This is a genomic window from Streptomyces sp. HUAS YS2, from assembly GCF_033343995.1.
Taxonomy (GTDB): Bacteria; Actinomycetota; Actinomycetes; order Streptomycetales; family Streptomycetaceae; genus Streptomyces; species Streptomyces solicathayae.
This window is the reverse complement of sequence record NZ_CP137573.1, coordinates 5,856,966-5,870,701: the sequence shown is the minus strand read 5'-3', so window position 1 is coordinate 5,870,701 and position 13,736 is coordinate 5,856,966. Positions and strand designations below refer to the sequence as shown.

The following is a 13,736-nucleotide window of genomic DNA, read 5'->3' as shown; positions in this document are numbered from 1 at the left end:
TCCGCCTCCGTTCCCCAGGAGCTCCCCGTGCACAACCGTCTCGTCCTGCTCTCCGCCCGCCTGCTCGACCCGGTCACCGGCCTGTTCCTGCCGGAGACCGCACTGGCCGTGTCCGGCGGGCGGATCTCCGCGCTGGGCGACGACCGCGCGATCCGCGCGCTCGCGGACTCCTCGACGACGGTGGTCGACCTCAAGGGCGCCGTGGTGACGCCCGGCCTGGTCGACGGGCACATCCACCCCGTCTCCGGCGCCGAACTCACCCACGGCCTGAACCTGTCGGGCTGCACGGACCTGGAGCAGGTGCGCGCGGCGCTGGCCGGCGCGGTTCGCGAACTCGCCCCCGGCGCCTGGCTGCACGGCTGGGGCCTGGATCCGAACGTGTTCGGTGACGCGCCGGTGGAGACCGCCCCGTTCGACTCCGTCCTCGACGGCGTCCCGGCCCTGCTGCTGTTGTTCGACGCCCACTCCATGCTGGCCAGCCACCGCGCGCTGGAACTCGCCGGCGTCGACGGCCCGCGCACCTTCGACCAGGCCTCGGCCGAGGTCGTCTGCGACGCCGCCGGGCGGCCCACCGGGCTGCTCCTGGAGGACGCGGCCTGCGAGCTCGTGGAGCGCGTGGCCCCGCAGCCCACCCGCGAGGAGCGCCGCGACCGGCTCGCCGCCGCCCTGCGCGCCATGGCCGCCGCGGGTCTGACCGGCGGTCACGCCATGGACGCCAACGGCGACAGCCTCGCGTTCTACGAGGAGCTGGACGCGGCCGGCGAGCTGCCGCTGCGGCTGCGGGTCGCGCCCTGGTGCCAGCCGGGCACGGACACCGACGGGGTCCGCGAGCTGATCGAGCAGCAGGGCCGGGGCGGCGCCCTGTGGCGGACCGACGGCGTGAAGATCTTCATGGACGGCACCATCGACAACGGCACCGCCTGGCTGGAACACCCCGACTGCCACGGCGAGTCCACGGACGCCTTCTGGCCGGACCCCGAGGTCTACACCCGGATCATCGGCGAGCTGCACCGGGCCGGCGTGCCCACCGCCACCCACGCGATCGGCGACGCGGCGGTGCGGCACGTCCTCGACGCGGTCGAGAAGGCGCAGACCGACGGCGGGCGCGGGGTGCGCCACCGGGTCGAGCACATCGAGACGGTGCCCGACGACACCCTGAGCCGCTTCGCCGAGCTCGGCGTCATCGCGTCCATGCAGCCCACCCACTGCTGCGACTTCACCCGCGCCGACCACACCGACAACTGGTCCCGCCGCCTGGGCGAGGAGCGCGCCGGGCGTGCCTGGCGCTGCCGCGACCTGCGGGACTCCGGCGCCACCGTGCTCCTCGGCTCGGACTGGCCCATCGCGCCGTACCCGCCGCTGGGCGTCATGGCGGGCGCCCGTCACCGCCGGCCGACCCGCGACCTGACCCAGGACCCGCACGGCCCGGAGCAGGCGCTGACCGCCCTGGAGGCGCTCCGCGGCATGACCACCGACGCCGCGTACGCGGCCGGCGAGGAGCACGAGGCGGGCCGGATCGCGGTGGGACACCGCGCCGACCTCACCGTCCTCGCCGCCGACCCGCTCACCACCCCGGCGACCGAACTGCCGGACGTGCCGGTGCTGATAACCGTCCTCGACGGCCGCCCGACCCACCGCGACGCGAGCGTCTGATCCCACCCCGTCCCCCGGAACGGGGCCGCCGTCCACCCGACGGCGGCCCCGCTCTGTCCGTTTCGCCCCGAACCGCCCCTGCCCCTTTGCCTGAAGGGGTGGATCGGCGGTAAGTTTTTGCACTGACCGGTCAGTTCAAATGAGGGGGAGGAACCGTGGACAGCCAGGACGCCGTCCCGGAGAGCCCGCACGGGGCCGCGGTGGAGGCCGTGGGCTTCGGGGTGAAGGGCCCGCGGGGCTGGGCCTTCCGGGACGTGGGCTTCCGCGCCGAGCCCGGCTCGCTGGTGGCGATCGAGGGCCCGTCCGGCTCCGGCCGCACCTGCCTGCTGCTCGCGCTCACCGGCCGGATGAAGCCGACGGCGGGTCACGCCGAGGTGGGCGGCCTGCGGCTGCCCCGCAAGATGGCCGCCGTACGCCGGATCAGCGCCCTCGGCCATGTGCCGGGCGTCAGCGAACTCGACCCGGCCTTCACGGTCCTGGAGCACCTGCGCGAACGGGCGCTGCTCCAGCGCCGGTACGACGGTTCCGTCCGTGCCCTGCTCCGCTCCCCCGGCCGTCGCGCCGCCGCCACGCAGGCCCGGATCGACGCGGCCCTGGTGGCCTCCGGCCTCGACCTGGACGCGCTGCCGAAGGCCGAGCGGACCTCCGTACGGGACCTCGAACGGCTGGAGGCGCTCCGTCTGTCGGTGGCGCTGGGCCTGATCGGCGAGCCCCGGCTGCTCGCCGTCGACGACACCGACCTGAAGCTCTCCGACGCCGACCGCGCGGAGGCGTGGGCGCTGCTGCGCGCCGTCGCCGCCGCCGGCACCACCGTGCTGGCCGTGTGCAGCGAGGCCCCCGAGGACGCCCTGCGCATCACCACGAGCACGACGGGCACGACGGGCACTCCGGACGCGCCCGAAGCCGCCGGGACCACCGAAGCAGCAGAGAACACCGAAGCAGACACCACCGAGGAGGGGGCAGCCGATGCGCTCGCCGAGACTGGCCGCTCTTGAGCTGAAGCGCTTCGGCAGGGGGAAGCTGCCGCGCGCCGCGCTCGTCGCCGTCCTGCTGCTGCCGCTGCTGTACGGCGCCCTGTACCTGTGGTCCTTCTGGGACCCGTACAGCAGGCTCGACCGGATACCCGTCGCGCTGGTCAACGAGGACCGGGGCGCCACCGTCGCCGGCAAGAAGGTCGAGGCGGGCGACGACATCGTCGAGGGCCTGCGCGACAGCAAGGTCTTCGAGTGGCACGAGGTGTCCGACGCCGAGGCCCGCGAGGGCGTCGAGGACGGCACGTACTACCTGTCCCTGACCATGCCCCGCGACCTCAGCACGCGGATCGCGTCCAGCTCCGGCGACGCCCCGGAGACGGGCGCGCTCAAGGTGCGCACCAACGACGCCAACAACTACATCGTCGGGCAGATCTCCCGCACGGTCTTCTCCGAGGTGCGCACCGCCGCCTCCACCAAGTCGTCGCGGACCTTCCTCGACCGCATCTTCATCTCCTTCTCCGACATCCACGACGCGACCGCCGAGGCCGCCAAGGGTGCCAACCAGCTGAAGGACGGCACCGTCAAGGCCAAGGCGGGCTCCAAGAGCCTGGCCGACGGCCTGAAGAGCGCGAAGAAGGGCAGCGGCGACCTGGCCTCCGGCCTGAAGAAGCTGGACAAGGGCGCGGGCGATCTGGAGACCGGCTCGCGTCAGGTGGCCGACGGCACGCAGGTGCTGGCCGACAAGGTCAACGGGACCGCGGACAAGGTCCGTCCGTTCCTCAAGGACAACGGCAAGTCGATCGCCGACACCGCCCGTCTGGTCCGCGACTCCGCCAAGGCCGTCCGGCACAACCTGGACGACCTGGCCGAGCGCGCCCCGGCGGCCCGCACCGCCGCCCATGTCGCCGACGACGAGCTGGAGAAGCTGCACCGCGACGCGTGCGTGCTGAACCCGGCCCCCGACGCCAAGGCATGCAAGACGCTGAAGAAGGCGAAGGTCGCGGCCGACGACGTGGCGACCATCGCCGACGACCTGCACGAGCTGACCAAGGACAACAAGGGCGACCTGAAGAAGCTGAACGGCCAGCTGGTGACCCTGGAGAAGCAGGCGGACGGGCTGATCAAGCAGGCCCCGAGCCTGCACAAGAACCTGGAAGCCGCCGTCGCGAAGATCAACGCGCTCAACACCGGCGCTCACAAGGTCGCCACCGGGGCCGACAAGCTGCACACCGGGCTGAGCAGCGCCAAGACCGGCTCCAGCAGCCTGGACACCGGTGTCGGCAAGCTGAAGAAGGGCGCCGGGGACCTCGACGGCGGTCTGTTCAAGCTGGTCGACGGCTCGGGACAGCTCGCCACCGGCCTCGAGGACGGCGTGGAGAAGATCCCGGACTACGACAAGCCGCAGCGCGACCAGCGCACCGAGGTGATGGCCGACCCGGTCCGGCTCGCGTCCGAGTCGCTGCACAAGGCGCCGAACTACGGCACCGGCTTCGCGCCGTACTTCATCCCGCTCTCCCTCTGGGTCGGCGCCATGGTCGCGTACATGATCATCCAGCCGATGAACCGGCGCGCCCTCGCCGCCGGCGCCTCCGCCTGGCGGATCGCGCTGGCCGGCTGGCTGCCGGTCGCCGTGCTCGGGCTGCTCCAGGTCGCCGCGCTGATGTCCGTGCTGCACTGGGGCCTCGGGCTGCAGATGGCCCGGGCCGCCGGGACGATCGGCTTCCTCGTCCTGGTCACCTGCTGCTTCGCGGCGATCATCCAGTGGCTCAACGCCCGCTTCGGCGCGGCCGGCCGGATCCTGGTCCTCGCGGTGCTGATGCTCCAGCTGACCTCGGCGGGCGGCACGTATCCCGTCCAGACCAGCCCGGGCTTCTTCAACGCCATCCACCCCTACCTGCCCATGACGTACGTGGTCGAGGCGCTGCGCCGGCTGATCTCGGGCGGCGGCATCGGACCGGTCTGGCAGGCGTGCGCGGTGCTGGCCGCGTTCACCCTGGGCGCCCTGGCGCTGACGGCCGTCTCCGCGCGCCGCAAGCAGGTGTGGACGCTGGACCGGCTGCACCCCGAACTGAGCCTGTGATCCGGAGGGACCTGTGACAATCGGGCTCATGGACAGCAGCAGCACCAGACGCCAGGCCACCCGGGCCAAGCTGTACGAGGCGGCCGTGACGCTCATCGCGGAGCAGGGCTTCTCGGCCACCACGGTGGACGAGATCGCCGAGCGGGCGGGCGTCGCCAAGGGCACGGTCTACTACAACTTCAAGAGCAAGAACGAGCTGTTCGAGGAGTTGCTGCGGCACGGCGTCGGCCTGCTGACCGCCTCGCTCCGTACGGCGGCCGAGGAGACCGCCGCCCGCGGCGGCTCCCGGGTCGACGCGCTGGACGCGATGACCCGGGCCGGCCTGGTCTTCATCGAGCGCTACCCGTCCTTCACGCAGCTGTACGTCGCCGAGCTCTGGCGCACCAACCGGACCTGGAACTCCACCCTGATGGTGGTCCGCGAGCAGGCCGTCGCGGTGGTGGAGGGCGTACTGCGCGAGGGCGTCGCGTCCGGCGAGCTGAGCGAGGAGATCGACGTCCCGCTGACCGCGGCGGCGCTGGTCGGCATGGTGCTGGTGGCCGCGCTGGACTGGCGGGCCTTCCAGCCCGAGCGCTCCCTGGACGACGTACACAGCGCGCTGTCGCTGCTGCTGCACGGCCGGGTCGGCGGCAAGCCGTAGCCCGACCGGCGAAGAACCCCTGGGCGCGGAACACCAGGCTCGCCCCCCCCGGGCGCGGAAATCCGGGCAAAGAACGCGGAACGCACGACGCCGGTCCGGCGAGGCTCGATCCCCCCGAGCCTCGCCGAACCGGCGCCTTTTCGTGCCCCGTGGCACCCCGTGCCCCCGTGTGCCCCGTGGCACCCCCGTTCCGGCTGGTGCGCGGGCCCGTTCCGCCGCCCCGTGACGGCGGTGCGGGCCCGCGCCCCTTCCGTGGTCTCCACTCTCCCTTCCGCCCAGGTCCGGGCCCATCCGCATGCCTACTCATCCTGGCGACTAGGTACGGATACTCAGGTCTCCGTCCGAACGCCCATACGCGCCGCGCCCCGGCTGGTTACGATCACGTCCGTGTCCGTACTCCCCCTGGTCTTCACCAGCGGCTGGGCGAGCGGGATCAACGCGTACGCGGTGGTCCTCCTCCTCGGCGTCTTCGGCGTGACCGGCGTCTCCGACGAGGTCCCCGCCGCCCTGCAGCGCACCGATGTCCTGGTGGCGGCCGGTGTGCTGTTCCTGTGCGAGGCGGTGGCCGACAAGATCCCGTACGTCGACTCCGCCTGGGACTCCGTCCACACGGTGGTCCGGCCGGTCGCCGGGGCCGTCCTGGGCGCGCTGCTGGCCGGCGAGACCGGGTCGCTGCCGGAGCTGGCGGCGGCGGCCGTCGGCGGTTCGACGGCGCTGATGAGCCATCTGGTCAAGGCGGGCACCCGGATGGCGATCAACACCTCGCCGGAGCCGTTCACCAACGTCGGGATGAGCATCGCGGAGGACCTGGGCGTAGCGGGGCTGGTCACCTTCGCCATATTCAACCCGGAGGCCGCGGCGATCATCGCTGCGGTGCTGCTCGGCCTGGGTCTGGTGATACTGATCTTCCTGGTCTCGCGGATCCGGCGGTTCCTGCGCCGGCGGGCCCAGCGCCGCGAGGAGAAACGCCTCGCCCGCGAGGGCGTCGGGGGCGGCCCATAAAATCGCCGGCATGGCACGAATCGCAGTGATCGGGGCAGGTCTGGGCGCGATGGCCGCGGCGGCCCGACTGGCCGTGGCGGGGCACCGGGTGACGGTGTTCGAGCGCACGTCGACGTACGGCGGGGCCGTCGGCCGCTTCGAGCGGGACGGCTTCGCCTTCGACACCGGCCCCGGGCTGCTGCACCTGCCGGCGGTGTACCGGGACCTGTTCGTGAAGACGGGCAAGGAGCCCCTGGAGAGCCGCGTCGAGCTGACCCAGGTCGACCCGGCGAGCCGACACGTCTTCGCCGACGGCGTCTCCGTGGACCTGCCGAACGCTTCCCGCGCCGGCACGGTCGCCGCCCTGGACACGGCGCTCGGCGGCGGCGCGGGCGAGCGGTGGGGCGAGTTCCTGGTGCGGGCCCGCGAGGCCTGGGACCGGACCCGCCGGCCGCTCCTGGAGGAGCCGCAGCCCGCGGACGTGGCCCGGCTCGGCCGGGAGCCGTACCCCGCTCCGAAGGCGGGCTTCCTGCGCCGGCCCACGACCACGCTGGCCCAGGTCGGCGCGCGGGAGCTGCGCGACCCCCGGCTGGTGGCGCTGCTCGACGCGTACGCCTGGTCCTACGGCTTCGACCCGTCGACCGCGCCGGCCGCGGCGGCCGTCCTGCCGTACATGGAGCAGACCTTCGGCAGCTGGTACGTGAGCGGTGGCGTCCGGGCGCTCGCGGACGCGGTGTACGAGCGGTGCGTGGCCCGCCGGGTGGAGTTCGCCCTCGGCGCCGAGGTCACCGGCGTGCGGACGAAGGACGGCCGGGCGGCGGGGATCGAGCTGGCCGACGGGACGGTCGTCGACGCGGACCACGTAGTCGCGGGCGCACGCGTGCCCGCGCTGGACGACCTGGGCGGCCGGCCGCGCCACGGGTCTCCGGGCACGGGCCGGGTCGTCCTCTGTCTGGCGCTGCGCGGCGGGCGGGAGCCGGACGCGGTGCACCGCACGGTCGTGCACGCCGCGGCCGGACGGCCCACGGTGACGGTGCTGCGGCCCGGGGACCCGGCGCTGGTCCCGGACGACGCGCACGAGGCGGCGACGGTCACGGCGACGGTGTCCACCGCACCCGGACAGGACTGGGCGGAGTACGCGGAACGGATGCTGGGGGCCGCCGAGTCGGCGATCCCGGGACTGCGCGAGCGACTGCTCCACCACGAGGTCCGCACCCCGGACGACACTCTGCGGGAGACGGGCTCGGCCGAGGTGCCGGGCCCCGCGCTGGGCGGCGCCGACGGCCGGCACCTGCCCGCCGGCAACGTGTCCCCGCTGCCCGGCCTGTACTTCGCCGGCGGCTGGGCACACCCGGGCGGCGGGCTCGCCCACGCGGGCATGTCGGGCGCGCTGGTGTCGGGGCTGATCGTGGAGGGCGCGGACTTCCGCGGCTCTCAGTAGCGGTACTGCTGCTGGTCCTGGTCGTAGTAGCCGTACTGCGGCGACTGCGGCGGCTGCGCGGGCGGCTGCGGATGGGGCGGCTGCTCGCCGTCCCGCTGCTGCGGCACCCACACGCCACCGGGCGGGGTGTCGTAGCCGTACGGCGGGCCGTACGGGTCGGCGTAGCTCTGCTGGCCGCCGCCGGTGCCGTAGTCGTACGCGGCGTACTGCTGGTCGGTGCCGGGGCCGATGTACGGGTCCGAGTAGGCGGCGTACTGCTGCTGCGGGGCGCCGGTGCCGTAGTCGTACCCGGGCTGCTGGGCGTACCCGGGCTGCTGGTCGTAACCGGGCTGCTGGTCGTAACCGGGCTGGTAGGTGTCGTATCCGGTGCCGTAGCCCTCGCCGTAACCCTGCCCCGCGCCGGCCCGGCCCTGCCCCTGGTCGTACGAGGTGTCGTAGATGCCGTACTGGCCGGTGTCGTCGGGCATCGGCTCGGTGGCGTAGACGGCCGCGGGCTCGTCCGGGGCGGGCTCGGCCGGCTCGTACGCGAGCTCGGTGACCTCCAGGCGCGGGCCCTCGTCGGGGGCCCGGCCGGACCTGCGGCGGCGGCTCGCGCCGGGGCTGCCGCCGAGCGCCCAGCCGGTGGAGAAGCCGCGGCGGTAGGAGAGCGTGACATACGTCTGGCCGACGGCGAACGCGATCGCGCCCGCGATGATCACCAGAATCGACGGGAGCAGCACCCCGAGCACGACGCACAGGAAGCCGCTGAAGGCCAGCAGCCGCCAGCGCAGCCGCGCCTTGTACTGGAGCAGGACCTCACCGAGCAGCCACAGCGCGACGATCCCGAACGCGATGTAGAGAACCGTCCACCCCATGCCCGCCCGCCCCTCTCCTGCGGCCGTCGCCGCGGGTCGGGGCGGTTACGGCCGGTCACGACTGCTCGTGCAGTCCGAGATTCTCGTAGATCTCGAGCGTCGCGGTCGAGTTGTTCAGCGTGATGAAGTGCAGCCCCGGGACACCCTCGGAGAGCAGACGCGCGCAGAACTCGGTCGCGAACTCGATACCGATGGAGCGTACAGCGGCGGGATCGTCCTTGACGGCGAGCATCCGTTCTTTCACGTCCGCCGGGAACGCCGCGTTGCTCAGCTGGGGCAGCCGGTCGAGCGTCCGGGCGTTCACAACGGGCATGACCTCAGGGATGATCGGCGTCTCGCAGCCGGCCCGCTGGACACTGTCGCGCAGCCGCAGATAGTTCTCGGGATCGAAGAACATCTGGGTGATGGCGTAGTCCGCGCCGGCGCGGCACTTGTCCACGAAGTGCCGGATGTCCGTGTCCCAGTCGGAGGACCGGGGGTGCATCTCGGGGAAGGCCGCGACGCCGACGCAGAAGTCCCCGGACTCCTTGATCAGCCGCACCAGGTCGGCGGCGTACCGGACACCCTCGGGGTGCTCGATCCACTCGCCGAGCGGGTCGCCCGGCGGGTCGCCGCGCAGCGCCAGCATGTTCCGGATCCCGGCGTCCGCGTACTGGCCGAGGACGTTGCGCAGTTCGGCGACCGAGTGGTCGACGGCGGTGAGGTGCGCGACCGGGGTGAGGGTGGTGTCGGCGGCGATCTCCTGGGTGGCCTTGACGGTGCCGCCGCGGGTCGAGCCGCCGGCGCCGTAGGTCACCGAGACGAAGCTCGGGCCCACCGCCTCCACGCGCCGCAGCGCGTTCCACAGGCTCCGCTCGCCCTTCTCCGTCCGGGGCGCGTAGAACTCGAACGAGTACGAGGTCTTGCCGGACGCGAGGATGTCGCGGACCGTGCGGGCACGGTCGGAGCGGGTGGACGCGGTTCCTAGAGCCATAGGGGCAGGTTAGACGGGGTCCATGTACGGACGAAGGGGAGTCCACGGGCTGGACAGTTTTTTGGACACCTCTGGAGCAGGGCTGGACGCCGGCTGGACCAGCGCTGGACACGGCCGGACGAGGGACGAGGGATTCCGCCCGCCGGGGGGCTAGGCGAGCCGGTCGCGGACCCGCTTCGCCAGATCCGCGGCGGCCGCGGCCGGGTCGTCGGCCTCGGTGATCGCCCGGACGACGACGATCCGGCGGGCTCCGGCGTCCAGAACTTCGTCCAGATTCGACGCGTCGATGCCGCCGATGGCGAACCACGGCCGGTCCTGCGGGAGCGAGGCCGCGTACCGGACGAGGTCGAGGCCCGGGGCGTAGCGGCCGGGCTTCGTCGGGGTGGGCCAGCAGGGGCCGGTGCAGAAGTAGTCGACGCCGGGCTCCACGGCCGCGGCGGCGGCCTCGGACTCGGCGTGGCAGGAACGGCCGATCAGCACCCCCGCGTCGAGGATCGCGCGGGCGGCCGGCACCGGCAGGTCGCCCTGGCCGAGGTGCAGCACGTCGGCGCCGATGGCGTGGGCGACGTCGGCCCGGTCGTTCACGGCGAGCAGCTTGCCGTGCCGGCGGCAGGCGTCGGCGAACACGGCGAGGTGCTCCAGCTCCTCGCCGGCCTCCATGCCCTTGTCGCGCAGCTGGACGATGTCCACGCCCGAGGAGAGCACGGCGTCGAGGAACGCGAGCAGGTCGCCCTGGCGCTTGCGGGCGTCCGTGCACAGGTAGAGCCGGGCGTCGGACAGCTGGGCGCGAGGCGTGGACATGAGGCGTTCCCCCCGGGTGGTGCGGCGGTGCGCGGTCCGGGCGTCACCCGGACCGCGCACCGCCTGTCGGTCGTTCCTTGACGGCGTCAGAAGGCGAGCGCCTGGGCGCGGCGCTTCACCTCGGTGCCGCGATTCTCGCTGAGGGCCTGCGCGGGCGTGCCCGGCAGGGTCGGGTCCGGAGTGAACAGCCACTCCAGCGCTTCTTCGTCGGTGAAGCCGTCGTCCTTCAGCAGGGTCAGGGTGCCACTGAGGCCCTTGACCACCTTGTCGCCGTCGATGAAGGCGGCAGGCACCTGCAGAGCCCGGTTCTCACCGCGGCGCACGGCGATGAGCTGGCCCTCCTTGACCAGCTGGCGCACGCGCGTCACCTCGACGTCGAGCATTTCGGCGATGTCGGGGAGGTAGAGCCAGGCGGGGACGAGAGCATCGGTCTTTGCGTCAATCTCGGTCACGGGACAAGCCTGCCATCCCGGACTGACAGCCGGTAGTCGGGCCCTACCGGGCTGCGGCCTTCAGAGGGACGGCGGGGTCGGCGGCGCGCTCCGGATCGACCGGGGTGCCCGCCTCGATCAGCTTGCGCCCCTGGGCCAGGTCGCGCGGCCGGCCGACCGCGAGGAGGGCGACGGGGACCCCCTCGCGCAGCCAGAGCACCGACCAGGAGGCGTCGTCGGGGCCGCCGCGCCAGACCTCGGCGTCGGCGTGCGCGTGGTGCCCGGCGTACTGGACGAAGCGGCCGAACTGCTCGGACCAGAAGTACGGCACCGGGTCGTACGGCGGGGCGGCCGGTCCGTCGGCGATCCCGGCGGCGACGGTGCGCGGGCCCTGCAGCGCGTTGTCCCAGTGGTGGACGAGGAGCCGTTCGCCGTAGCGGGCGGACGGGAAGGAGGCGCAGTCGCCGACCGCGTACACGTCGGGCAGCGAGGTGCGCAGCCGGTCGTCGGCGGTGACCGAGCCGTCCGCGCCGAGCGCGATGCCGGAGCCGTCCAGCCAGCGGGTGGCGGGCCGGGCGCCGATGCCGACGACGACGGCGTCCGCGGGCAGCGTGCGGCCGTCGTCGAGGACGACCTCGCCGGGGGCGACCCGCGCGACGCGCGCGCCGGTGACGAGCTCGGCGCCGCTCTCGGCGTACCAGTCGGCCATCGGCCCGGCGACGTCGTCGGGCAGCGCTCCGGCGAGCGGCCGGTCGGCGGCCTCGACGACGGTGACGGCGCAGCCGGCCTGGCGGGCGGCGGTGGCGAACTCGGCGCCGATCCAGCCGGCGCCGACCACCACGATGTCGTGCCGGCGCTCCAGGACGGGCCCGAGGCGGACGGCGTCGTCGAGGGTGCGCAGCAGGTGCACGCCGGGGACGCCCTCCGAGCCCGGCAGGGTGACCGGGTTCGCCCCGGTGGCGAGGACGAGCACGTCGTACGGGACGGGGCCGGCCTCGGTGTCGACCTCGTGGGCGTCCGCGCGCAGCCCGGTCACCTCGACGCCGAGGCGCAGCTCGACGTCGAGGGCCTCGAAGTCGATGTCGAAGGCGGAGCCCTCCGCCTTGCCGAGGAGGACCGCCTTGGACAGCGGCGGCCGGTCGTAGGGCTGGTGAGGTTCGGCGCCGATGAGGGTGACGGTCCCGGTGAAGCCCTGCTCGCGCAGGGCGACGGCGGTCTGGACGCCGGCCATGCCCGCGCCCACGACGACGACATGCTGGGGTGCCTGCTTCTGCTCGCTCACCCGTCCACCTTACGCATCTGACGACTCGTCAGGAAGTCGGGTGGTCCGGCCCGTGGTCCGACCCGTGGCCGGGCGCTCCCCTCCCGCCCCGCCGGTCCCGCCCTTACAGCCCCCGGACGGCTGGGGTTAGGCTGACCGTCGACGTAGAGCACACGCGGGAGCCCGGACGCACCGGGCTGAGAGGGAGGCTGGGCGGCCTCCGACCGTACGAACCTGATCCGGGTCATGCCGGCGAAGGGAGGGGCTGGACGCCCATGCACGCACGTACCGAATCGGATGTCCTCGTCGTCGGGGGCGGGATCATCGGCCTGGTCACGGCCTGGCGCGCGGCCCTGCGCGGGCTGCGCACCGCGGTCGCCGACCCGGAGCCGGGCGGCGGCGCCGCGCGGGTCGCGGCCGGAATGCTGGCCGCGGTCACCGAACTCCACTACGGCGAGGAGACGCTGCTGGGCCTCAATCTGGCCTCCGCGCGCCGCTACCCGGACTTCGTCGCCGAACTCGCCGACGCCACCGGCCAGGACGTGGGCTACCGCGCCTGCGGCACGCTCGCCGTCGCCCTCGACGCCGACGACCGGGCGCACCTGCGCGAACTGCACGCCCTGCAGACCCGCTGCGGCCTGCAGTCGGAGTGGCTGAGCGGTCGCGAGTGCCGGCGCCTGGAGCCGATGCTGGCGCCGGGGGTGCGCGGCGGGCTGCGGGTCGACGGGGACCACCAGGTGGACCCGCGGCGGCTCGCCGACGCGCTGGTCACCGCCTGCGAGCGGGCCGGGGTGGTCTTCCACCGGTCCTGGGCCGAGCGTCTGACGGTGGTACGGGACCGGGCGGCGGGCGCCGTGCTCGCCGGCGGGACGGAGGCGGCGGCCGACCAGGTCGTGCTGGCCGGGGGCAGCCTGAGCGGCCGGCTCGACGGCGTCCCGGAGGAGGTGCTCCCGCCGGTGCGGCCGGTCAAGGGGCAGGTCCTGCGGCTGACCGTGCCGCCCGCGTACGCGCCGTTCCTGTCCCGGACGGTCCGCGCCGTGGTGCGCGGCAGCCATGTCTACCTGGTGCCCCGGGAGAACGGCGAGCTGGTCGTCGGCGCGACCAGCGAGGAGCTGGGCTGGGACACCACGGTGACCGCGGGCGGGGTGTACGAACTGCTGCGCGACGCGCACGAGTTGGTGCCCGGCCTCACCGAACTGCCGCTCACCGAGACCCGCGCCGGGCTGCGCCCCGGCTCCCCCGACAACGCGCCGCTGCTCGGCGCGACCGCGCTGCCCGGACTGCTGCTGGCGACCGGGCACTACCGCAACGGGGTGCTGCTGACGCCCGTCACGGGCGACGTGATGGCCGAGGTCCTGGCCACCGGGGTGCTGCCGGAAGAGGCGCGCCCGTTCAGCCCCCGCCGTTTCTCCTCCGTACGTCAGGAGCAGCCCGCATGAGTCTGAAGGTCTCTGTCAACGGGGAGCCGCGCGAGCTCTCCGGCCCCGTCGCGCTCGACGCGCTCGTCGCGACGCTGACGACGTCCCCGTCCGGGGTGGCCGCGGCCGTCAACGAGGCGGTCGTGCCGCGCAGCGAGTGGTCCGCGACCGTCCTCGGCGAGGGCGACCGGGTCGAGGTCCTCACCGCCGTGCAGGGAGGGTGAGCGCG

At 73.8% G+C, this 13,736-nt stretch carries 13 protein-coding genes and 1 riboswitch; of the genes, 8 read left to right on the top strand and 5 right to left on the bottom strand.

Going from position 1 to position 13,736, the window contains the following annotated elements:
- The first annotated feature begins 27 nt into the window (after nt 1–27).
- The 6 genes from R2D22_RS27200 to R2D22_RS27175 all read left to right on the top strand — a co-directional run bounded on the left by R2D22_RS27200 (nt 28) and on the right by R2D22_RS27175 (nt 7,769).
- Complete coding sequence (locus R2D22_RS27200) at nt 28–1,653, top strand: amidohydrolase (RefSeq protein ID WP_318107314.1); 1,626 nt, start codon at nt 28–30, stop codon at nt 1,651–1,653.
- A gap of 155 nt (nt 1,654–1,808) precedes the next feature.
- Nucleotides 1,809–2,648, top strand: a complete 840-nt coding sequence (locus R2D22_RS27195) for an ATP-binding cassette domain-containing protein (protein ID WP_318107313.1) — start codon at nt 1,809–1,811, stop codon at nt 2,646–2,648.
- Nucleotides 2,620–4,707 carry a YhgE/Pip domain-containing protein gene (locus R2D22_RS27190; RefSeq protein WP_318107312.1) on the top strand — a complete coding sequence of 696 codons (2,088 nt, stop codon included), beginning with the start codon at nt 2,620–2,622 and terminating at the stop codon, nt 4,705–4,707. The genes R2D22_RS27195 and R2D22_RS27190 overlap by 29 nt, the downstream gene beginning before the upstream one ends.
- Nucleotides 4,708–4,735: 28 nt before the next feature.
- Entirely contained in the window at nt 4,736–5,347 is a 612-nt protein-coding gene (locus R2D22_RS27185) for a TetR/AcrR family transcriptional regulator (protein ID WP_318107311.1), read from the top strand.
- 387 nt (nt 5,348–5,734) lie between these two features.
- Nucleotides 5,735–6,349, top strand: a complete 615-nt coding sequence (locus R2D22_RS27180; protein ID WP_318107310.1) for a DUF4126 domain-containing protein — start codon at nt 5,735–5,737, stop codon at nt 6,347–6,349.
- A gap of 10 nt (nt 6,350–6,359) precedes the next feature.
- Nucleotides 6,360–7,769, top strand: coding sequence for a phytoene desaturase family protein (locus R2D22_RS27175; protein ID WP_318107309.1), 1,410 nt, complete (start codon nt 6,360–6,362; stop codon nt 7,767–7,769).
- On the opposite strand, the gene R2D22_RS27170 is transcribed toward R2D22_RS27175, so the two are convergent.
- From R2D22_RS27170 to R2D22_RS27150, 5 genes are all read right to left on the bottom strand, one after another.
- Complete coding sequence (locus tag R2D22_RS27170) at nt 7,763–8,623, bottom strand: hypothetical protein (protein ID WP_318107308.1); 861 nt, start codon at nt 8,621–8,623, stop codon at nt 7,763–7,765. The genes R2D22_RS27175 and R2D22_RS27170 overlap by 7 nt on opposite strands.
- 55 nt (nt 8,624–8,678) lie before the next feature.
- Nucleotides 8,679–9,596 (bottom strand): methylenetetrahydrofolate reductase [NAD(P)H], encoded by a 918-nt coding sequence (gene metF, locus R2D22_RS27165; RefSeq protein ID WP_318107307.1) that lies wholly within the window; start codon nt 9,594–9,596, stop codon nt 8,679–8,681.
- A gap of 150 nt (nt 9,597–9,746) precedes the next feature.
- The gene (gene thiE / locus R2D22_RS27160; protein ID WP_318107306.1) at nt 9,747–10,397 is read right to left on the bottom strand and encodes a thiamine phosphate synthase; all 651 of its coding nucleotides are present in this window, start codon (nt 10,395–10,397) and stop codon (nt 9,747–9,749) included.
- An 86-nt stretch (nt 10,398–10,483) separates the two neighbouring features.
- Nucleotides 10,484–10,849 carry an Rv2175c family DNA-binding protein gene (locus tag R2D22_RS27155; protein WP_318107305.1) on the bottom strand — a complete coding sequence of 122 codons (366 nt, stop codon included), beginning with the start codon at nt 10,847–10,849 and terminating at the stop codon, nt 10,484–10,486.
- Between the two features lie 43 nt (nt 10,850–10,892).
- Nucleotides 10,893–12,059, bottom strand: a complete 1,167-nt coding sequence (locus R2D22_RS27150) for an NAD(P)/FAD-dependent oxidoreductase (RefSeq protein ID WP_362738811.1) — start codon at nt 12,057–12,059, stop codon at nt 10,893–10,895.
- Between the two features lie 195 nt (nt 12,060–12,254).
- Nucleotides 12,255–12,367, top strand: a riboswitch (TPP riboswitch).
- Here R2D22_RS27150 and thiO point away from each other — a divergent pair.
- On the top strand, nt 12,365–13,528 hold the full coding sequence (gene thiO, locus R2D22_RS27145; RefSeq protein ID WP_318107303.1) for a glycine oxidase ThiO: 1,164 nt from the start codon (nt 12,365–12,367) through the stop codon (nt 13,526–13,528). It overlaps the preceding riboswitch by 3 nt.
- On the top strand, nt 13,525–13,731 hold the full coding sequence (gene thiS, locus R2D22_RS27140; RefSeq protein WP_318107302.1) for a sulfur carrier protein ThiS: 207 nt from the start codon (nt 13,525–13,527) through the stop codon (nt 13,729–13,731). The genes thiO and thiS overlap by 4 nt, the downstream gene beginning before the upstream one ends.
- The last annotated feature ends 5 nt before the right edge of the window (nt 13,732–13,736 follow it).